18 protein-coding genes and 1 pseudogene are annotated in these 20,950 nt (G+C 59.8%); 7 read left to right on the top strand and 12 right to left on the bottom strand.

Features of this window, described 5'->3' with window-relative positions:
- Positions 1 to 177: 177 nt before the first annotated feature.
- Both erpA and argC read right to left on the bottom strand, forming a co-directional pair.
- On the bottom strand, positions 178 to 531 hold the full coding sequence (erpA, locus tag HOP58_RS01120; protein WP_010625965.1) for an iron-sulfur cluster insertion protein ErpA: 354 nt from the start codon (positions 529 to 531) through the stop codon (positions 178 to 180).
- A 235-nt stretch (positions 532 to 766) separates the two neighbouring features.
- Positions 767 to 1,801 (bottom strand): N-acetyl-gamma-glutamyl-phosphate reductase, encoded by a 1,035-nt coding sequence (gene argC, locus HOP58_RS01115; RefSeq protein WP_234259280.1) that lies wholly within the window; start codon positions 1,799 to 1,801, stop codon positions 767 to 769.
- Between the two features lie 139 nt (positions 1,802 to 1,940).
- On the opposite strand from argC, the gene HOP58_RS01110 reads away from it, so the two are divergent.
- The 6 genes and pseudogenes from HOP58_RS01110 to HOP58_RS01085 all read left to right on the top strand — a co-directional run bounded on the left by HOP58_RS01110 (position 1,941) and on the right by HOP58_RS01085 (position 8,210).
- On the top strand, positions 1,941 to 3,704 hold the full coding sequence (locus HOP58_RS01110) for a chloride channel protein (RefSeq protein WP_234259278.1): 1,764 nt from the start codon (positions 1,941 to 1,943) through the stop codon (positions 3,702 to 3,704).
- Between the two features lie 157 nt (positions 3,705 to 3,861).
- On the top strand, positions 3,862 to 4,293 hold the full coding sequence (gene hemJ / locus HOP58_RS01105; RefSeq protein ID WP_010625968.1) for a protoporphyrinogen oxidase HemJ: 432 nt from the start codon (positions 3,862 to 3,864) through the stop codon (positions 4,291 to 4,293).
- Positions 4,294 to 4,295: 2 nt separating this feature from the next.
- Positions 4,296 to 5,087, top strand: a pseudogene (locus HOP58_RS01100) (hydroxymethylpyrimidine/phosphomethylpyrimidine kinase); the annotation flags it as partial.
- A gap of 189 nt (positions 5,088 to 5,276) precedes the next feature.
- The gene (hemL, locus tag HOP58_RS01095; protein WP_234259439.1) at positions 5,277 to 6,560 is read left to right on the top strand and encodes a glutamate-1-semialdehyde 2,1-aminomutase; all 1,284 of its coding nucleotides are present in this window, start codon (positions 5,277 to 5,279) and stop codon (positions 6,558 to 6,560) included.
- 23 nt (positions 6,561 to 6,583) lie between these two features.
- Positions 6,584 to 7,825, top strand: a complete 1,242-nt coding sequence (locus HOP58_RS01090) for a bifunctional aminoglycoside phosphotransferase/ATP-binding protein (protein WP_234253410.1) — start codon at positions 6,584 to 6,586, stop codon at positions 7,823 to 7,825.
- 85 nt (positions 7,826 to 7,910) lie between these two features.
- Positions 7,911 to 8,210 (top strand): hypothetical protein, encoded by a 300-nt coding sequence (locus HOP58_RS01085; protein ID WP_234259276.1) that lies wholly within the window; start codon positions 7,911 to 7,913, stop codon positions 8,208 to 8,210.
- Positions 8,211 to 8,237: 27 nt separating this feature from the next.
- On the opposite strand, the gene HOP58_RS01080 is transcribed toward HOP58_RS01085, so the two are convergent.
- The 10 genes from HOP58_RS01080 to HOP58_RS01035 form a co-directional block, all read right to left on the bottom strand.
- Positions 8,238 to 8,558, bottom strand: coding sequence for a hypothetical protein (locus HOP58_RS01080; RefSeq protein ID WP_234259274.1), 321 nt, complete (start codon positions 8,556 to 8,558; stop codon positions 8,238 to 8,240).
- Positions 8,551 to 9,798, bottom strand: coding sequence for a poly-beta-1,6-N-acetyl-D-glucosamine synthase (pgaC, locus tag HOP58_RS01075; protein WP_234259272.1), 1,248 nt, complete (start codon positions 9,796 to 9,798; stop codon positions 8,551 to 8,553). The genes HOP58_RS01080 and pgaC overlap by 8 nt, the downstream gene beginning before the upstream one ends.
- Positions 9,795 to 11,753, bottom strand: a complete 1,959-nt coding sequence (gene pgaB / locus HOP58_RS01070) for a poly-beta-1,6-N-acetyl-D-glucosamine N-deacetylase PgaB (protein WP_234259270.1) — start codon at positions 11,751 to 11,753, stop codon at positions 9,795 to 9,797. Before pgaB ends, pgaC begins: the two co-directional genes overlap by 4 nt.
- Positions 11,750 to 14,179: a poly-beta-1,6 N-acetyl-D-glucosamine export porin PgaA gene (gene pgaA, locus HOP58_RS01065; protein WP_234259268.1), complete on the bottom strand. Its 2,430-nt coding sequence runs from the start codon at positions 14,177 to 14,179 to the stop codon at positions 11,750 to 11,752. Before pgaA ends, pgaB begins: the two co-directional genes overlap by 4 nt.
- A 101-nt stretch (positions 14,180 to 14,280) precedes the next feature.
- Positions 14,281 to 15,234, bottom strand: coding sequence for a hypothetical protein (locus tag HOP58_RS01060; protein ID WP_010625976.1), 954 nt, complete (start codon positions 15,232 to 15,234; stop codon positions 14,281 to 14,283).
- A gap of 183 nt (positions 15,235 to 15,417) precedes the next feature.
- Complete coding sequence (locus tag HOP58_RS01055) at positions 15,418 to 15,909, bottom strand: hypothetical protein (RefSeq protein WP_234259266.1); 492 nt, start codon at positions 15,907 to 15,909, stop codon at positions 15,418 to 15,420.
- 213 nt (positions 15,910 to 16,122) lie between these two features.
- The gene (locus HOP58_RS01050; protein WP_234253404.1) at positions 16,123 to 16,935 is read right to left on the bottom strand and encodes a CsgG/HfaB family protein; all 813 of its coding nucleotides are present in this window, start codon (positions 16,933 to 16,935) and stop codon (positions 16,123 to 16,125) included.
- A gap of 34 nt (positions 16,936 to 16,969) precedes the next feature.
- Positions 16,970 to 17,389, bottom strand: a complete 420-nt coding sequence (locus HOP58_RS01045) for a curli assembly protein CsgF (RefSeq protein WP_085941243.1) — start codon at positions 17,387 to 17,389, stop codon at positions 16,970 to 16,972.
- A 34-nt stretch (positions 17,390 to 17,423) separates the two neighbouring features.
- A complete protein-coding gene (locus HOP58_RS01040) occupies positions 17,424 to 17,951 on the bottom strand; it encodes a CsgE family curli-type amyloid fiber assembly protein (protein ID WP_010625980.1) in 528 nt (175 codons plus the stop codon).
- Positions 17,952 to 17,971: 20 nt separating this feature from the next.
- On the bottom strand, positions 17,972 to 18,676 hold the full coding sequence (locus tag HOP58_RS01035; RefSeq protein ID WP_010625981.1) for a LuxR C-terminal-related transcriptional regulator: 705 nt from the start codon (positions 18,674 to 18,676) through the stop codon (positions 17,972 to 17,974).
- Between the two features lie 965 nt (positions 18,677 to 19,641).
- Here HOP58_RS01035 and HOP58_RS01030 point away from each other — a divergent pair.
- Entirely contained in the window at positions 19,642 to 20,814 is a 1,173-nt protein-coding gene (locus HOP58_RS01030; RefSeq protein WP_234259445.1) for a hypothetical protein, read from the top strand.
- The last annotated feature ends 136 nt before the right edge of the window (positions 20,815 to 20,950 follow it).

The raw sequence follows: 20,950 nt of genomic DNA, 5'->3' as shown, positions 1-20,950 counted from the left end.
GGCTACCGGGCTTGTCACCGCGACTGTGAACAGTTGCGCTGATGACGACAAGATCCCGGCCTCATGCGGTTTGCAGCGCGATCGGGAGCTTCAAGAGAAGAATGTTATCCACAGGCGAAAAAAAGCCCTGTCGGGAACGACAGGGCTTACGATCGGGCTCGAAGAGAGGGAGAAGGATCAGACCATGAAGGAAGCGCCGCAGCCGCAGGTAGTCGTCGCGTTGGGGTTCTGCACCAGGAAGCGAGCGCCTGCGAGTCCCTCTTCGTAGTCGACGGTGGACCCTACGAGGTACTGGTAGGAGAGCTCGTCGACCACCAGGGCCACCTCTCCGAATTCGATGACGGTATCGTCCTCGCCGACGGTATCGGCAAAGTCGAAGCCGTACTGGAAACCCGAGCAGCCGCCGCCCGTCACGTAGACGCGCAGCTTGAGTTCGGGCTTGCCCTCCTCCGCAATCAGCGTCTGGAGCCGCTTCCTGGCGGCTGCGCTGAGCATCATGGGAGTAGGGACGAAAGATTCTGCGCCGCTCATGGGCATCCTCCCGTGAGCCGAATGAATGGATAACAATCGATTATCTTAAATTCCTAGCAAAAGGGTCAACTATTCAGGAAAAGGACTCACCAGTGACGGCATCGCTAGGGGCTGAGCCGTCGGCAGGTCTACGAGGAGGCGCTGTAAACCCATCCCTGGGCGCTATCGACGCCATCCCTGGCGTAGAACCTCCTCTACGACCTGCCCCCGGCTCCCAATACCTCTGGTGAAATCATCAGGGCATCAGGGCGGGGGCGGCGAGTCCGGCATGCTCGTCGAAGCCGAACATCAGGTTGAGGTTCTGCACCGCCTGGCCGGAAGCGCCCTTGACCAGGTTGTCTATCACCGAGAGTACCACCACGGTGTCGCCGTTGCCCGGCCGATGCACGGCCAGGCGGCAGACATTGGCGCCTTTGACGCTGCGCGTCTCGGGGTGGCTGCCGGCGGGCATCACGTCGACGAAGGGCTCGGCGGCGAAGCGCCGTTCGAACAGCGCCTGCAGATCGCCGGGCTCGCCGGTCAGGCGCCCGTACAGCGTGGCGTGAATACCGCGGATCATCGGCGTCAGGTGGGGCACGAAGGTCAGCCCCACCGAGCCCTTGGCGGCATCAGAGAGGCCCTGGCTGATTTCCGGCAAGTGGCGGTGGCCGGAAGCGCCGTAGGCCTTCATCGATTCGCTGGCCTCGGCCAGCAGTGAGGGCACCTTGGCGCCACGGCCGGCGCCGGTGACGCCGGACTTGCAGTCGGCGATCAAGTGGTCGGCGTCGATCAGGCCGGCTTCCAGCAGCGGCAGCAGCCCCAACTGCACCGCGGTGGGGTAGCAGCCGGGCACGGCGATCAGGCGCGCCTGGCGAATGCGCTCACGGTGCATCTCGGGCAGACCGTACACGGCTTCTTCGAGCAGCTCTGGGGCGCCGTGAGGCTGACCGTACCACTCGGCCCATACCTCGGCGTCACGCAGGCGGAAGTCGGCGGAGAGGTCGATCACTCGGGTGCCCCGCTCGAGCAGCTCGCCGGCCAGGGCATGGGCGACGCCGTGGGGAGTGGCGAAGAAGACTGCGTCGCAGGTTCCCAGACGCTTCGGGTCTGGCTCGCTGAAGGCCAGCTCGTCGTAGTGACCGCGCAGGTTGGGGTACATGTCGCAGACGCGCACACCGGCTTCGGAGCGCGAGGTGATCGCTTCGACCTCGACTTGCGGGTGCTGCGCCAGCAGCCTGAGCAGTTCGACCCCGGTGTAACCGGTGCCGCCGACGATTCCGACCTTGATCACGATGCGACTCCTTCGATGGTTGCCTGGCAGGGAGCGGCTGCCAACGGGACCGCTCTGTCCGGATATGATACACAAGAGAGGGGGCGACCACCCAGCCGGCGCGTCCCACTCACAAGGAATGCCTGGACAGGAAACTGCCGTGCCGCGTCTTTCGCTACCTAGCTTCAGTCTCGAGAGGTTTCGCCGCCAGCTGGCCAGCGTCGATGCCTTGCCGCAGCTGTGTGTGCTGGGCGTCGTCTCGGGGCTCGTTACCGGTGCGGTGATGGTCGCCTTCCGCTTACTGCTCGAGCTGGGGGGCGTGCTGTTCATGCCCGGTGGCGATCACGAGGCCTTCGAGGGTTTGCCGCCGATGGTGCGCTCGAGCCTGCCTTTGATCGCCGTGGCCATTATCGGCATTTTCCTGTGGCGTCAGCCGGCGGCGGCACGCAAGCTGGGCGTCGGTCACGTGATCGAGCGGCTCACCTATCATCAGGGGCGCTTTCCGCTGCGCAACTGGATCAACCAGTGGTGGGTGGGGGTGACCACGGTGCTGGGCGGCCTCTCCGCCGGGCGCGAGGGGCCGGCGATACATCTCGGCGCAGCCGCGGCCAGCGGCCTGGGCCAGCAGCTGCGCCTGCCGCACAACAGCCTGCGAGTGCTGGTGGCCTGTGGCACGGCGGCGGGCATCTCGGCCTCGTTCAATACCCCGATTGCCGGTGTCATCTTCGCCATGGAAGTGGTGATGATGGAGTACACCATTGCCGGCTTCATGCCCGTCATTCTGGCCTCCACCATGGGGGCGCTTGTGGCCATGCTGGTATACGGTTCCGAGCCGGCCTTCCAGGTACCCAGCGTCAGCCTGGGCTCGTTGATGAATCTGCCCTGGATCGTGGTCACGGCGCTGTTCATCGGGCTGCTGGCCGGACTCTTCATCCACGTGGCGCGCAGCGAACGCATCGCCGGGCTGCCGGTGCCGCTGCGTCTGGCGCTGGTGGCGTTGGCCACGGCGACGGTGGGGTGGTGGTTTCCCGAAGTCCAGGGCATCGGTTACGACAGCATGGAAGCCGCGTTAGCCGGCAATCTGGCGGTCGAGGTGCTGCTGGCACTGGTGGTAGCCAAGCTGCTGCTCACCGCCATCACCGTGGCCAGCGGTATCCCCATCGGCATCATCGGCCCGGTGCTGGTGGTCGGGGCCGCCGCCGGTGCACTGGCCGAGCTGCTGGGCGCCTGGTTGTTTCCGCAACTGGAGATGGAGCCGGGGTTCTACGCCATGCTGGGCATGGCGGCGATGATGGGGGCGGTGCTGCAGGCGCCTCTGGCGGCGCTAATGGCACTGCTGGAACTGACCCATAACCCCAATATCATTCTGCCGGGCATGCTGGCGGTGGTGGTATCGGGGCTGACGGCACGCCAGCTGTGTCGCTGCGACGGCTTCTTCATCAGCATGACCCGCCATGGCCTGCACCCGCTGCAACAGCCGTTGATGCAGGCGCTGTCGCGAGTCTCGGTGCCGGCGGTGATGGAGCGCAGCTTCGTCGCCACGCCGCGCATGGTCACCCGCGATCAGGCTCGGGTGCTGCTCGATGCCAGACCGGCCTGGATATTGATCGTACGTTCGAGCGACGACAAGCCGACACTGGCGCTCAAGGCCGCCGACCTGGCCCGCGCCTTGATGGACGAAACGCAGGAAGCCGAAGCGGTTGGCGAAGAAGAAGACGCGCTGATCGACCTGCTCGAGGTACCGGGGCTGCGTCTGGAAATGGCGCCGATCCATCACCAGGCAACCCTGTCGGAGGCGTTCGAGCGACTCAACGATCAGGCGGTCGATGCGCTGTTCGTCGAGCAGGGCCGGCGACCGAAGCAGCAGCGAATTTCCGGTATCATCACCCGCGGCTCCATCGAGCGTTACTACTCATTGAAGTGAGTCGCTGAAGTGAGAGTCGCTGAAGCGAGTCATTGAAGTGAGAGTCGCTGAAGCGAGTCATTGAAGTGAGTCGTTGAAGTGAGCCGGACGAGTTCTTGAAGTACGTTCAATGAAACGAGGCGGCAGCGATCGTCGTCGTCATCTCTAAGGAGACTGCATGTATCTCTGGATCAAGGCGCTGCACATCGTGGCCGTGGTGACCTGGTTCGCGGCGCTGTTCTACCTGCCGCGCCTCTATGTCTATCACGCCATGGCGCGCGACAAGGGCGAGCAGCAGGCCATCGATTACTTCAGCGTGATGGAGCGCAAGCTCTATCGCGGCATCATGACGCCTTCGATGATCGCGGTGATCGTGTTCGGCCTGTGGCTTCTTTATCTGATGCCGCACTGGCTCGGCATGGGCTGGATGCACGTCAAGCTGCTGTTGGTGGTGTTGTTGGTGGCCTACCACCATGTCTGCCTGATCTATCTCAAGCAGTTCGCTGCGGGGCGCTGTCAGCGTAGCCACGTGTTCTTTCGCTGGTTCAACGAGCTGCCGGTGGTCGTGCTGTTGGCCATCGTGATCCTGGCCGTGCTGAAGCCGTTCTGAGCATGGCCGGCGAAACGAACACACAGCCACCCGTGGTGCTGGTACTGGCCGGCCACGACCCTACCGGCGGCGCGGGCATCATGGCCGACGGCGAGGCGATCGCCGCCTGCGGCGGCTGGGCGTTGACGGTGCCGACGGCGCTGACGATGCAGGATTGCCGCGACGTGCATCGTGTGGTTCCGGTGCCGGCCGAGCTGATTCGCGAGATGACGGCGCGGCTCTCCGGCTTTCGTCTGGCAGCGATCAAGGTCGGCCTGCTGGCAAGCCGCGAGACGCTCGATGCCGTGGTCGACATCATCAAGGCACGGCCGGGCATCCCCGTGGTGGTCGATCCGGTGCTCAAGGCGGGTGGCGGCAAAGAGTTATCCACATCCGCCATGGTCGAGGTCTTCCGCTCTCGTCTGCTACCGCTTGTGGATATCCTGACGCCGAATCGTCTCGAGCTCGAACGCCTGGCCGGAACGGAGCCACAGGATGACGAAGCGCGTGCGCGTCAACTGATGGCGCTGGGCTGTCGTGCCGTGTTGGTGACCGGCAGCGACGATCCCGATCGCGACGTGCCGCAAGATGTCGTCGAGCAGGTGCTGTATGCATCAGAACAGAACCGTGCCTGGCGCTGGCCGCGGCTGGCAGGCAGGTTTCACGGCTCGGGCTGCACTCTGGCCGCGGCGTTGGCGGCACGGCTCGCGGCCGGTGAGTCCTTGGAGGTTGCCTGCGAACAGGCTCAGCGCTTCACCTGGCAGGCGCTGGCCAAGGCATGGCAGCCGGGTAATGCTCAGGCGCTGCCGCGGCGAACGGCTGCCCAGGGCAGCTGGTACGATCCCGTACAGGGCGTGGCCAAAGCCCATTCAATGAGCGAAGATCACCGTAACTTCACCACGCATTCCAAGGTTATCCAAGAAGTTATCCACAGACCGGGCAGCGTGAGCCTGGCACTACCCGTGACGGGGTTACACCATTCTCGTGACAGCAAAGAGGCTTACATGACCACTTCCGAAACGCTCTTCGAACAGGCTCGCCGCCATATTCCCGGTGGCGTCAACTCTCCCGTTCGCGCCTTCAAGGGCCTGCACCGGCCGCCGGTGTTCATGGAGCGGGCGCAGGGTGCCTACCTGTTCGACGTCGAGGGCAAGCGTTATGTCGACTATGTCGGTTCCTGGGGGCCGATGATCACCGGCCACGCCGATCCGGACGTGCTGGGTGCCGTGCGTAGCCGACTCGACCACGGTCTTTCTTTCGGCACGCCGACGGCCATCGAGACCACCATGGCCGAGCTGATCTGCGAGATGATCCCCTCCATCGAACTGGTGCGTATGGTCAACTCGGGGACCGAGGCCACCATGTCGGCGATTCGACTGGCGCGTGGCTATACCGGGCGCGACAAGATCGTCAAGTTCGAGGGCAACTACCACGGCCACTCCGACTCGCTGCTGGTCAAGGCCGGCTCCGGCGCCCTGACCCATGGCGAGCCCAGCTCCCCGGGGGTGCCGGTGTCACTGGCCGAGCACACCATCACGCTGTCCTACAACGACCTCGATGAGGTGGAAACCTGCTTCGAGGAGATCGGCAACGAGATCGCCTGCATCATCGTCGAGCCGGTGGCGGGCAACATGAACTGCATCCCGCCGCAGCCGGGTTTCCTCGAAACCTTGCGCCGGGTTTGCACCGAGTACGGCAGTGTGCTGATCTTTGATGAAGTGATGACCGGTTTTCGCGTTGCCCTGGGTGGGGCCCAGGCGCACTTCGGCATCGAGCCCGATCTGACCTGTCTGGGCAAGATCGTCGGCGGTGGCATGCCGGTGGGCGCCTTCGGCGGCAAGCGTGCGATCATGGAGCAGATCTCACCGCTGGGGCCCGTCTATCAGGCGGGTACGCTGTCGGGCAACCCGCTGGCCATGGCCGCCGGTATCGCCCTGTTGACCAAGCTGCGCGAGCCCGGCTTCCACGATGCCCTGGCGCAGCGCGTGGAAACGCTGTGTCACGGGCTGCAGGAGCGCGCCGATGCCGCCGGGGTCGACATGATCACCCAGCGCGTGGGTGGCATGTTCGGGCTGTTCTTCACCGGGCAGACCCGGGTCGACAATTTCGCCCAGGCCACGGCCTGCGATGCCGAGGCCTTCCGGCGCTTCTTTGCGGCGATGCTGGAAGAGGGCGTTTACCTGGCACCCTCGGCCTACGAGGCGGGATTCATGTCGAGCGCGCATACGCCGGAAGACATTCAATTCACGCTGGACGCTGCCGAGAAGGCATTCGCCAAGGTACGCTAGGCCAATAGAAAACAGGAGTGAACATGGACGCCACTTCAGTGCCCTACCCGACCTCAGCCACCGCCCTCGAGCTGGATGAGCTGATCGATTCGCTGGTGGCGTCGCACCGCTCCTTCGTCGACGACCTGCCTTATGTGGGGGCGTCGGGCTGCCTGGCGGCAACCCGGGCCCTAGTCAAGGAGGAAGTCGGCGTGCTCGATGCACGCCTGAGCGGTGAGGAGGATCGCTTGCACCTGCAACGGCTCGAGGCCTGGTTGGAGCAGGAGATGGTGAGGCTAGAGCCCTGGTTCGACGAGCGCGGCGAACCGCGGCCGAGCTGGATCGTAGGGCGGCAGGTTCTGCCGTTGTGCGATCGGCAGCGCCTCATCATGACCAGCGCTCTCGATCTCGAGCCAGCGGATCCCATGGCCAATCGTTGCCTCGATCCGGGGTTCGACCTGGTCTCGCTGCTGGTGGGCCTGTATGTCCGCGACGAGACGCGACTGGCGCACTACGCCCTGGATCGCTATCTGCGTCGCTCCGGCGACTACTCCCTGATGCGGCTGATCTCGGTCTTTGCGGTGTGTCGTTGCCTGGCAGGGGCACGGCGAGCGCTGCAGCGCTCTGAGTCGGGGCGTGAGCCGGCATTCCGCATGGCGGAGATCATGACCGAGTGTCGTCGCTATCTCGACCTGGCCGAACAGGTCTCCAACTTCCGCTTTCCGCCGTTGATCATCGGGGTTGGCGTCTCAGGCAGCGGCAAGAGTCGCTTCATGGCCGAGATCGTCGAGCGGCTGGGGGCCGTCAGGCTGTGCTCGGATGCCGAACGCAGACGGCTGTTCGGAATCGATCCACAGGCGGTGGAGCCCGATACGGCTGTGGATATCTTCAGTCCCGAGTCCACCGAGCGTACCTATCAGCGTCTGGCCAGTCTTGCCGGCCTGCTGCTCAATGCCGGCATACCCACCTGCATCGATGCTACCTGCCTGACACAAGCGCAGCGGCAGCTACTGCGACAGCAGGGCGAGGCGCGCGGCCTGCCGGTGCTCATCGTCAGCTTCGAGGCGGACGAGGATACCTTGAAGGAGCGCATCATCAAGCGCTCAGGGGAGTATGGTGTAGAGCCTGATGCAAGCCTTGCCGTGCTGAATGGCCAAATGGAAGGCTTCGAGGATTTTTCCCCTGACGAAAGGCGCAATTTGTTGCGCATAGATACCACGGCGGAACATGTCGGTGATACATTGGCCTTATTGGTCGAGAAGCGTTTCAATCTGAGCTTTAGCTGAGAATATGATGAACAGGCTTTCAAGGATCCTCTTGGCCAGCTTGATAGGTGTTAGCTTCATGTTGGCCGTTGCCGGAGCGAATGCCATGTCGAAGCAGGTAAGTCGGGCTGATTCACCCAAAAGTGAGATCGTGATCGTCTTCGATGGCGTGCCGGGCACCCGCTTTCAAGCTTCATTGAAGATCGATGATGGGGTTCAGGCCGTAACTCATGAGCTGGAAGAGAGCGTCCCCAGTGAATATCGCTATCAAGGGGAGGCATTGGAAGCGCACATCCGCCAGACGAGCCAGGAAGGCGCACTGAGCGTCGAGGTGCGTAAGCAGGGAAGTGTCAGCCGTTCCAGCACCCAGGGGCAGGGTAGCGAAATCAGACTTCGGGTCAGATAGCAGGTCTGATCTCGCCCCTTCCGTTGGTCAGGCCATGGCGTCGGATTGCCTAGAGGCATGCAGGCCGGAGCTGCCTTTCTGCCTGCGGTGATAAAGATATCGCTTGTAGAGGGCCCAGCAGTGAAAGCTGAGGAACGTCAGGATGAATCCCAGGACGATGACCCTCGGCAGCAACGAAGTCGCGATCGTCAGTATCCAGACATCACTGCTGATGATGGAGATGGTCGTCTTGGCGATCAGCGCCAGCCAAACGGCCAAGGTCAGTGCGGTAATGGATAGGTCCCTTGCCCGATAGGACAGGCTCCTTTTACGTGGATTGTTGATGACCACTGGATGCAACTTATTCATGGAAGATTTCTCCTCTGTCTGGGCTGGTCCAGGTAGCCAATCGGCCTTTCTGTCGCTTTGCGGCTTTGGGTACTGCCAAGACAACCGTAGCCATGTTCAATAGCCAGTAGACGAGCGGATACCAGACACACCAGTATGCGCAACGCAACATACCTCTCTCATAACGACTGTCGATAGCAAAACTGACGATAAACTGAACGAAGCTCAGTATGATAAGGGTGCTTCCTACATAAGAAAGAAGAGCGCCCGAGTAGACCGTTGAGGATGTGAGGAAGGCCAAGGAAAAGAGCCAAGACAGCAGCATGAACAATGCAGAGTAGCACCACACAACGCTGACCATGTACTCCAGCATCAATGGCCAGAAGCGCCGGTTCTGCCATCTCACCGTCTGAGTGAAGTAGCGCAAAAAGACTTCTGCACCGCCTTGGGCCCAGCGCAGGCGCTGACGAAACAGACCGCGGAGCGTTTCCGGCATCAGCACCCAGCACAGCGCCCTCGGCTCGTAGCGGACCTGTCCTCCCGCCATTTGCAGGCGCCAGCTGATATCGATGTCCTCGGTGATCATGTCGGTGTTCCACCCTTCGATGGCTTCTAGCGCGCTCCTTCTAAACGCGCAAACCACGCCGGAAATCGTGAACACCATGCCGTAGATTCGCTGGGCTCGCTTGATCAAGCCGATGATGGATGAGAACTCACCGGTCTGTATCTTGCCGATCACCGTGGAGCGCGTTCTCACCCTGGGATTCCCGGTTACGCCGCTGACGTTGGAACTTTGCAGGAAGTGCCCCACCATGTAGCCGATGGCGTCGTAATCGAGAATGGCATCGCCATCGATGCCAACGATGATCTCGCCGGTGGCCTCCTTGAGCCCATGGTTGAGAGCGCTGGCCTTGCCCTGATTGCTCTGATGAAGGACCTTCAGGTTCGGACAGGTGAGCTTGAGAGACTCCAGTAGCTCTCCTGTAGCATCTTTGCTGCCATCATTGATGGCGATGATTTCCAGTTTTGGGTAATTTTGATGTTTCAGATGCTCTATGGTTTCCCGGATATTAGCGGCTTCATTATAGCAGGGCAGTAACAAGGAAACTTGGGGGCATGTTTCATCCCATACCTGAGGTTCAGGCCAAGCCTGTTTTCGTTCCCAATGCAAGTAAAAATAGAGCCCCCCGCAGATCCATATCGTGGCCATGACGCTGGGATAGGCATAGGTAAATATCGATATGGCATCAAGGATATTCATTGCTGCACCCCGAATCTTCGGCCAAGAGAGAAAATCGGACGCAGCATGTAAATATCAGGATGATTGATGTGAAAGTCATCGGGGTAGTAGCCGATGTGCCTGACGCCAGTTTGCTTGACGGTATCGATCCAGCTCATGAGAACTTCATTGGGAACGAGTGTATCGTCTCGCCAGTCACGTGTTTGTAATTCGAACACCAACCGATCGGCAGGAACGGCAGCCAGAGAAGCTCGTGCCAACTCCTCCAGCCAGCGCTGCGGATTATCAGCCTCTTCCATGTAAGGCATGGCCATGACTGCGACATAGTCGTAGGCGGCAGCGAAATCCTCTGCCGATTGAGCGAACCAGGCCTGACTCTCCGGCTCGAGAATAGGCAGCGCATAGATGTTTCGAGAAATCGTGAAAGTCTTGTTGTCGGATTGCCGATAGTAGTTGGCAGCCTCGACCAGCTCGAGGGTGAACTGCGTCAAGAACGAAGTCTTTTGCTGGGTCCACTGGTGAAAAAGCGCTTCATCTGCGCGAATGCTGTCGACATCGGGTGGCAGGTTCCATTCGTCTGCGTAGACACTGCGAGCCTCTTCGCTGGCATCCTCGAAGTCGGTCAGGAAGGCATCGTCGTGGAAGAGCAGGCCATCGAACTTGGTCATGCGGCCGAGGTCTTCGTAAATCTCGGCAATGAGCTGTCGATTGGCTGCCGAGTAGGGTGAGAGACGCAGGTAGTGTTCCGTGGCCTTCTGCCCAGTCCTGGCATCCGTGACGTAGGGGTGCCCCGGACCCAGATCGAAGGCGAGCACCGGCATCCAGGCATAGACCTTTACATCGGCGCGTTTCTTCAGCTGCCAGGCAACGCGATTGAACAGATCTTCGCGCATCGGGAGATGACGGTTGGGAAAATAGAGAGCCTCGGCCACGCCATTGCCGTTCGGATCGGCGAAAGCCTGCAGGTAGACCGTGCTGACCCCGAAGCGGTAGATGCGGTCGATCAACAGGTCCAGATTGGCTTCCTGCTGAATGGGGTCGGGATCGTATACGTAGTCGAGATCCACATGCACGATACGCAGGACGTCGCGTTCCCACACCCGGTTGCTGAGTATTTCCTCGAAGGTCTGCAGGCTGGTTTCCTGATCGATGAGATAGCGGCCCATGACCCTCGTGCCGTCACCGATGCGGTTGGGCTGGCTGAGCAGGCTGAAGCTGTGTGGCATGCCGTGCTCGGCGGCAATGTCCAGGGTGGCCTGACTGTAGGCTCCGTAGGGCCACACCATGAGACGCGGTGGCGTGCCGGTGATCTCCTTCAACTGCTCGCTGGCCCGATGCATGTCGTCGTGTATTCGCTGCAGATAGTCGGCCTCGCTCTCGTAACCGTCTGTCTGCCAGCGGCTGGTGACGGCGGCCGCCTGTTCATTGCCTTGGGGGTTGCCGATCACCCCATAGTGCAGGTCGTAGGTATGCGATGCGATCTCCACCAGCGGATCGTCATGCAGTTCGCGCAGCTGCTCTCGGGTCATGATGCGATCCCGTTCGAGAAAGCCGTCGCCATAGGGCACGGGGGCGGTTGGCGGAACATCGATCCAACTGCCGACTATCGCCGTGATGGCAGGGTAGCGATAGAGCTGCAGAAGTGGGTAGACGATGTCGTAAAAGCTGCGATAACCATCATCGAAGACCAGCATGACGGCCTTGTCGGGTAAGGGGGCGATGCCGGCCTCGGCATCGAGTACCTGTTGCAAGGAAACGGGCTGGTAGCCGTGGGCCCTTATCAGGTTGAAGTGTTCGATGAGGCGCGTTCGTGTGATCGTCTGCGGCAGCAGGGCAAGTTCCGGTGTCACATCGAAATCGACCACGTCATGGTAACTGATCACCACGAAGTCGTTGCCCTCCCGGGCCGCCAGGGCGGGCTGTGCGAGAATGCCTAGGCAGAGCAGACCGAAGAGAAGGGCCATCCTGACGTTCATGGGAATCTCCATACCAGGGTTCCTGTCACTACCGTGTCGTGTTCGGCCTGGCCGTCGTACACGGCTCGCTGGCGGGCAATGCCGTATTCGATGGATACGCTCGGCAACAGCTCCCAGCGCTGGTGATAGCCGAGGCTCCAGGTATCGTCATCGTCTTCGCCTTGCTGCCAATACCGGCCGACACCGGCCGTGATGCCCTGAGTAAAGGTCCGGCGATAGCCCAGGGGATGAGCGTACTCAAGCATCAGCTCTCCACTGAGATAGGTGTCCCGTTCGGGGTTGTAGTAGCTGGCATCCATCTCATCGTTGAGAGAACCGCCGAGCCAACCCGTTGCGGCAAGCAACCAGCGGTCGCGGTGAAAGAGCCGCTCCTGCCAATAGCCGAGCGCGCTGCGACGCAGGTTGCCATCTTCGAAATCGGTCAGACTCATCTCGGTACCCAGGCTGCGTCTTTCATCACGCCGATAGGTCAATGCTGCGTGGTAGCGGTCGGCGCTGACGTCGTCATTCAAGGCACGTAGCGGCGTGGTGAGGCTGTTGTATTCGGCGCCGAGGGTGACGGCGAGATGGTCAGTGAAGTCATGGCGCAGCGCGGCGCTGAAATGCGGTTCGTCGTTGAGATGCAGGCCATGACCGGCAGCCAGCGTGACCTGACTGGGAAAGAGATTCCACTCATAGCCTGCGATGGCATACCCCGCCCGCAGTGAACCCTCGTCAAAGGTGCCTTGTTGATGACGATGCTGCAGGAAGTATCGTGACCCGTTGTCGCTGCGGGGCGAGCGAAAGACGATATCGCTGCGCCACTCCCTGGATGCCTGGGTGCCACCACCGCCTTGGCCATCGCTTTGCTCGACGGAAAAGCTGAGCTCAGCGGCGCGCTGCTCCCGCCACTCCCGCTCGAGGTTGTCTCTCGATACGCTGGGTTTGGCGTTGTCGAGTTCCTGTCGTACCTGCGTTACCGTGCCTTGCCAGTTACCCTGCTGAAGTCTGGCCATCAACTCACCGTGGCGGGCCGTATCGCGCTGGTCGGGTCCCAGTAGCGAAACGGCTTGGCGATAGTCGGCCTGGGCCTGCTCGGGCCAGCCGCGCCAGCGTCCGATATCGCCCCGCAGCTGCCATAGATAGGCATTGGCTGGTGCTTCGGCCAGGTAGGCGTCGACCTGAGTCAGTGCCTCTCGTTCGTTACCCCGCCAGGCCTCGAGCATGGTGTCGAGCAGGAGTACCTTCGACAGATTGGGGTTCTCGATATGGGTGGTGCCGGTGAAATCCCGGCGATAGGGAGGTTCTGTGCGGCGCCATGCTTCGAGCAGGCGCTGCGCCTCGCGAAACTGTCTGGCATCCGTGTGGCTGAAAAACAGCGCCTCATAGAGAGGATCGCTCAGGTCCGCCCCCCGCTCTGGCTCGTCCCGGAGCAGGGCTTGATAGATCGCTATGGCTTGCTCGGGCTTCCCCAAGCCGTTGAGTGCATGCGCCCTGGCCCGCAGGACATAGTTGGGCAAGCGGCCGTATTGGTGAAGTAGCCTCTCGCTCAATGCCTCGGCCTGTGAGAATCGACGCAGTTGAGCAAGCGCCACGACGCGGTCATAGTCCGCCAGCCTTGCCAGATCGGGGTGCAGGTCATCTGCCGCCACGACCTGATCGAGCAGCGCCAGACCCCGCTCGATGCTGCGATGATCGTCGATATGGATGCCCAGACGGAGGGCATTGACGCCCTCGTAGTAGCGCAGCCAGAGGGCATCGCTGGAGGTGAAGAGTTCGGGGTGTTGCTCGACCATCCGGCGTGCAGGCTCGCTGGCGCCTAGTCTCAAGGCGAGCCGATACATAGCACGTATCTCGTTGGCACGGTCCGGGCCTCTTTCGACCAGAGCCTGGCGTGCCTGGAGTTCGGCGAGGACGTTGCCGGTCTCGGCCGCCAGGTAGCCTCTTGCTTCCATGGCTTCCAGCGTGGTGCCGGAAAGCATCTCGTAGCGACTCAATGCGCTTTCGGCCAGCGCGTACTGCCCAAGATCGGTATGCGCCAGCGCCTGGCCCAGCCAGGCAGCCGGATCCTCGGGCTCTCGCAGGGCCAGGTGCGAGAAGAAGCTCAGAGCGAGCTCCGCATTCCCTTGCCGGCGTGCTGCACCGCCCAGATCGAGCAGTTCACTTTTCGTGTACACATCGGCGGAGCAGCCCGGGCAAACGGAGAGAGCCTCGTCGAGTCGATCGGCGCGTATCAGCAGTGCGATCAGGTCACTGCGTACCGCAACGTCACCAGTGCGTGCGTAAAGCACACCGAGGCGCGATATCGCCGTTTCCCATTGGCCGCTGTCGACAGCCTGCTGCACGAGGGCCTGACGCTGAGTGTCGATCGGCGTCTCGGCCAAAGCGATCGGTGAAAGGAGCGCAATCAAGCAAAGAGGCGCAACGGCAAGCAGCAAGCGTTTCATCAGGCCTCGTCTCGCGCAGGTGGTCCGGTATTGCTCAAGCCGTATCGCGGCAATGATGCAGTGAAAAGGCCCCGCCCGAGCGGGGCCTTTTCCGATCAAGCTCAGTGCTGGAATACGTGAGCCGTGTTGCCGCCGCCCACCTGAGTGGTGGTTGCTGAGTTGTTGCTACCCATCTGCACGTGAGTGGCCGTGTTGCTGGCCAGGCTCAGCAGGCCGGCACCGGACTGGGTGATGGAGGAGTAGTGGTTCTTGCCGGACTGGAAGGAGTCGGCCAGGTCGTTATAGCCGCTCTGAGTCACCTCGGAGACGTGGCTGCGACCGTTCTGGACGATGATAGCGTCGTTGTTGAAATTGCTCTGGTCTACACTGGCATAATTGTTGGTGCCAGACTGGGTGATGTCGGAGGTGTTCTTCAGATCGCGCTGGTGTACTTCAGCGATGTTGGAAGTTCCGCTCTGGACGACGGTGGAGTCATTGAAGCTGCCGCTCTGATCGACATTGGCGTAGTTGTTGTTGCCGGACTGGGTGATGTCGGAAGCGTTCTTGAGACCTTCCTGCTGGACCTGAGCGACGTTGAACTTGCCGTCTTGTACCACGTCGGAGCTGTTGGCGAAGCCCTCTTGGCTGATGTCGGCAAAATTGTTCCAGCCGTTCTGGTAGGTGGAGGCGTTGTTCTTGGCACCTTCCTGACTCACTTCCAGAACGTTTTTCGTCCCGATCTGCTGGCTGTCGGAAGTGTTGAACATGCCTTCCTGGCTGACGGAAGCGCTGTTGTTGGTGCCGTTCTGGAAGACATCGGCATCGTTGCCCAAGCCTGCCTGTTCGATGTCCGATACGTTATGCCCCCACCAGCCCTGCTGATGGACGGTCGCGCTATTGCCTACGCCATCCTGGCTCACACCCGAGGTATTGTTACCCCCACCAAACTGCGTGAGCTGGGATACGCTGACGTCGTTGTTGAAACCGGTTTGATCGACGTCGGAAACGTTTCCATTGGCGAGAGCCGCACCGGAGAAAGCGATAGCGGCTGCCATGACGGTCATCTTGAATTTCATGTTCATTCCCTCTCGTTTGAAATCCCTGGTTGAGCGTTGTTGCCGCCAGGGTGGATTCAGGATTCGATAGCATGGCTATCGCTTCCATTTGCCACTTACGGAATCAAGCAATTATCTTTATATGAACCATGCTTCTTGCACTTCTCCATGGCAGGTTCCGAGCAGTCGCTGGTAGCCACGAAGCTAGTAGCGATAGACTTGGACGGCTGCCTGTCCACGTGAGAACTGGGTGATGGTGATGGGACTTGTGCGATGAGTTCCCAACTGATGAATCTCGGCACTTCCATAAGCGCCATGCTGGTGAATGGTCGCTTCTTTGCCGTACCCGATCTGCACGATACCGGCGTCATGGCCTAGACCATTTTGCAGGATCGACGCTTCAAGGTGAGCACCGCTCTGCACTACTCGAGCTTCGTTGGCGTGTCCGGCTTGCCTTGAGCTGGCAACGTTGGCAAAGCCTTGCTGCATGATACGCGAGCCGTTATGGCTACCCTGCTGCAGGATAGTAGCTTCATTTCCCTGGCCGGCCTGGTAGATGGTCGCCACCTGTCGAGACGTGGAACTCGCCGATTCGACATCGAGTTCGGAACTTGGCATAAGATCGCCGGCCAAGGCGGCTTTGGCCACAACTAGAGCCATCCCTACAGAAAATGTAACAATTCCATTTTTCTTCATGGCACTTACTCTAGCGATTTTACGTTCAGTTACAGTGTCGGTATGCGCGTGCATTTATTCCATAATTCGGAAGTTCTATTCGTGGTATTAAATTTTTAGCACTCGCGGTTTTTGCAGGAGAATTAGTTTTTTGTCTTCAGGAATTAACCGTGCCGAAACACAAATGTAAAAAAAAGGCGCCAAAATATGGCGCCTAAAAAAATTCGGGCTGTTTCAGAGCATGGGGGAGGAGGCATCGCGGTAAGCCATGAGTACTTCGTTGTCGTATTCGGATGGGTCTGCCAGGTTCCACAACCCTCGGTCGACTCCCTGTGTGACGAGATGAATGACGGCAGATTCGATTGCCGACATCACGGCCATCTGCACCGGTTCGTTGTGGGTATAGCCCGCCTCGGCTTCCAGCAAGCGGCGGAAACTGACGAAACGATAGACACCTGCCCGCACCTCATAGGAATAAACCGTCTTGCTGGTATTCACGTTGGCGAGCACTTCTCCCGTTGCGATATCCACGGCACGAAGGTTGACGGTCACTTGGTCGACTTGATACTGGCCGGATGCGCCGATGCCGAAATATTCCGCTCCTACACCGCCTGTCTTCATGTTGGAGTCGTAAGCGATGATGCCGCCCTCCATCAGGATTCGTGCTGCGTTGAGCGAGCCGAGCTCATGTTCTCGCCCGTTCCGTTCTAGGTTCGCGCGAATGATACGGCGCTCCGTCAGCAGGTTCTGCAAACCGACGCGCTCGAGCGGCACGAACCAGCCAGAGTCGGCCAGAGCGGAACTCAGCATGGCAGCGCCGCCCTGGGTCACAGCCGTCGAGAAGGTGCTGGCGGGTTGGGGGCGATACTGCCCCGTCTGATCTCTGAAGTCATACACGGCTGTGAAGATAGGGGCTGCGGGCCGGGGAAGGTTGGTAAGGTCCACATAAGTGCCAGACCGAGGGATCAGTGTCGCAGGTGCTCCTTCAAGGCCCTCCGGAGAAGTGACCATACCGACGCACCCACCGAGGAAGATCAGACCTGACATGAGGCCGACTCTAAATACGTTCATGCTCATCCCCTTAGAATGGTGTTCCGAAGTCGATGCGCGTCACTTCGTTGGTTCTCTTGTCGGTGATGATCATCTGAAATGCGCCGCCACCTACGTTGACGAACCTGACATTGAGGGAGGAGTTGTCGATGACGCTTTCGCTTCCACCGGGGTTGTTAGGATCGAGCGCATTGTCGATTGCTCGGTTAATGAGATCGGCACGCAGGTCTTGAAGGAAAAAATCCACTTCCGAAAATCTTCCGAAATCGGGGGCGTTTGGATCTCTATTGGTATCCTGTGCCTGCGCTTTATTGAGCAGATGATTACCAAGCAGAGGGTCCCCACCGAACGATGGGTTGATGGGGCGATAAATCAGCTCTCCTGCCTGTACTCCTGCCGGAGGCAGAAGCAGACAGAAAAGTAAGGCAAATTTCAATGGGCGGATCTTCATGATGTTCTCCTTCTTGTGACGTTGGCTCTTTCCGCTAGATTTCGTCGTCAGCCAGGTCCGGGTCGCTCTCCAGCGCCTGCATGATGCTGCGCTGTACCAGGAGCTGCTCCACTTGCTCAGCGGCTGCCTCGGCATAGCGGTCGATGTCGCTCTGTCTGGGTGGCAATGTCGCCTGGAACAGAATGCGATTGTTTTCCGATACCCAGATCTGGCTTCCCCAGCGTGCGTCCGGGCGTTCGTGCACGGACAGCGTCGTGCTGGTCAGGATATGGCTGTCTTGACTTAACTGACTGAAACGCCGGTAAAACGTCTTTCCCATCATGGTGATGGTGCGGTCGACGATGACGCCTGATAGACCTGGTTCACCGAGGCGGAATTGACGGGATAATGCTTCTCCGGCTCCTTCCTCTTCCAGGCGTTCTTCTATGGCGCTTTGGGGGGGCTGCGATTCCCCGGGAAACGTCGGTAGGTCTGGGGCCGGGGCCTGCGGCTCCGCCAGGGCAAGGGATCCAAACGTGATCAGGACGATGCCGATTGCCGGCGTTTTGGGGGGGAAAGCCATGGCGATAGCCCGCTCTCTTGTCAGTGTCTGGGTGAGGTTCTTTCGTAGCGCTGAAGCGATAAGGGGGGTGGGGGCCCCAAGTTTTGCCTAGCCCAGTTCACTGCCTGTATGCGATTACTGACATTGATCTTTCTAAATATATTGTAGAGGTGGGATTTTACCGTGTGCTCGCTCACAAAAAGAATTTCGGCAATTTTCGTATTGGATGCGCCCGAGCCCAGCAGCCCGATAATTTCCAGCTCGCGCTGCGTGATGCCACAAACGGGGCGATAGCAGTTGAACTGCTGACGGCGGTAAAACTCTATCAGGCGTGTCATCAGCGCACGTGACATCCACAGGTCGCCATCAAGAAGGCTCTGAATGCCTTTACAGATCAGCTCGAGGCTGTCGCTGCGGTAGAAAACTCCCTTGAGCTGCATGAAGCTGAGCAGTTGAGCTGCATGTTCTTCATCCCTGAGATTGAACGCAGTCAGTACCCACTGAGGCTGGTTATGGTACTGCGTCTGCCAGGCCTGCAGGTCTGTTTCGTCGAGATGATCCAGGTCGAGAAGAACGACGTTGCAAGCCTCTCCATCTTCGCCCACGTGCCTGGCGGCCTCCAGGGATGAATTGGGTGAGACGATGCTCAAGTTATGCTGCAATTCCTGGTAAATGTAATTGACGAAAAGTTGGGTCTGTGGGTTGATTTCAGTAGCTAGCAGGACGATCCCTTTACCTGTTTCCATGCTTGTCTTCTCCTGATGTACCTGCCTTTCTGGGTGTGATATTTCCAAGCCCCGATGAAAAGGGTACAGGGAAGCCTCGTCCAAGGCACTCACTTTGTAAATATATGTTATCGCATGTTTAACCTAATCCCAATCGGTTGATTTTTCCCATGCTTGACCTGAAAAGTCATATAAAACAATTAGATGTTCGATGGCCCCTCTCATTCCTCATGAGGTTTCTTACAGATAAATTGACAGACAAGTGAATTATTTTCATTCGGAATGCGTTATGTTACATTACGATACTCGAATGGTTTCCGTCATACTGCAGGCCAGACCACTCTTCATGCTCTGTTTTGGCAGTCAACGGGAGTGCTGCCAACCTTCCATGTATTTTCTCGCCGGGGCGACAGGCACGCTTCAATTCTTCCTGCTGTACTATTGAGTATTTGATACTCGGGTGTTGTACTTCTGGTAGTGCTGGATTAGCGAAATTATTTCCTTGTTCATGCAGATAAATGCCTGCCTTGTTGCGCACGGCATCTTAAAATGTCGTGTTCTGCAAAAACCTGTGGGCCTTCAATTGCCTAAAATTTTTTTAGTATCTATGTGTAATGAAGCCGGTACATGGCTTGCCTTACATAGTGGCTTGAATATTAAGCTGTTTTCCAGTGAGGATCTGCTTGGCTGAATTTAATGTTAGCATTGTGATACGTTTTTTGTACTTTTGTGACTTCTGCGCTTCTGATTCTCCCTATGCTAGCCAAGAGGGCATGATCTCCCAACCCTTATTTCTTTGATCCATATGTCAATTTTTAACTCCCGGCATGAAGTATGCGATAGATTGCCCGACCGTTAGCTATGGGCTTTCGACGGAAATGGAGAGGGGATTGGGAAGGTATTCCCGAGAAGGGTCCGGCCGAAATGCGTCAGCCAACTTGGTCATTTTCTGGAAGATATCATCATGCATGATAGGGAGATGTACCATGAAAAAGTATTACGTAATCGCGGGGTCATCGTTGCTGGCGCTGGTGCTGGCCATTTCCAATGCGCATGCCAACCCCAGTTCGGGCGCCGCCGAGTCTGTCGACCAGCAAGTGAATTCGTCCGCCAAGGCGATCGGAGGCAGTGGGGGTAACAGCTATGGCGGTAACGGTGGGAGCGGAGGTTCCGGCACCAGCAATACCTACTCCAAGGCAGGCAACCTGTTCGGTGAAATCGACGACGACGACAACAACGTCCAGGCCAACAGCAATGCCTGGGGTGGCGCGGGTACCGGTGGGGCCGGCGGGTTTGGCGGTGCCGGCGGTGCTGCCGGGAACGGCGGCGATGCCTGGGCCATGAGCGAGTCCTACAACACCAGCACCAGCGTGGTGGCGATCCAGGATCTCAAGTCCACCGTGACCGGTGCACGCATCAGCATCAATGCCGGTGATGGCGCTCGCGGCAGGGCCGGTGGCGATGGCGGCGACGCCTTGGCCATCAGCGCCGGTGTGGGAGTCGGTGGCGCCGGTGGAAGCGGCTATGGCGGCGACGGCGGTCACTCCGTGGCGGTTGGTGGGGATGGCAGTGACGGCGGTGATGGCACCGGCCTGGGCCTGGGCTTGGGTCTGGGCGCCGGCCAGGGCGGTGATGCCGACGGCAGCAACAGCAGTGGCGGTGCCGGCAGCAGTTCCTATGGCGGTATCGCCGGCACTGGTACCTGGGCTGAAGACGATGCAGGCGGCGGCAACAGCTCGTCGGCAGGCGGCAGCAGCAACGGTGATGCAACGGCTTCGCCGTCAGTAGCAGGTGGCACAGGAGGTGCCGGTACGGGTACTGGTAGCGGCACCGGCAATGGAACCGGCACCGGTGGTGCAGGCGGTAACGGCGGCGATGCCCTGGCCGGCAATGGCGGCAGCTCAACCGGCAACGGCGGCGGCGGCGGTGGCGGTACCGGGACTGGCGGCGATGCCTATGCCTATGCCGGCAACGGCGGCAACGGCGGCAACGGTGGCAACGGTGGCAGTGCCTCGCTGGTCACCGGCGGCGCCTCCATGGCGGCTGGCGCCGGGACCTTCGGTGGTATCGCCAACATGAACCTCTCCACCGGTATCTACAACTCGCAGCTGGCAGGTACCAACGTGGCGGCACACAGCAACGTCCATATCGGCAACTGACGGGGTCCTGTGAGACCACAGCCGAGGGCCGGCGGGCAACCGCCGGCCCTGTTCGACCCTGTGGGTAGCCTGGATAGACAGCCGAAGAGGAAACGGGGCCATGAAACGAATCGGGCAGGGAATCGGGATTGCGTTG

Origin of the sequence: Halomonas sp. MCCC 1A11062 (assembly GCF_021404355.1) — a bacterium.
Classification (GTDB): domain Bacteria; phylum Pseudomonadota; class Gammaproteobacteria; order Pseudomonadales; family Halomonadaceae; genus Halomonas; species Halomonas aerodenitrificans.
The sequence above is the reverse complement of the archived record's forward strand: the minus strand, read 5'-3'. Positions and strand labels throughout refer to the sequence as shown.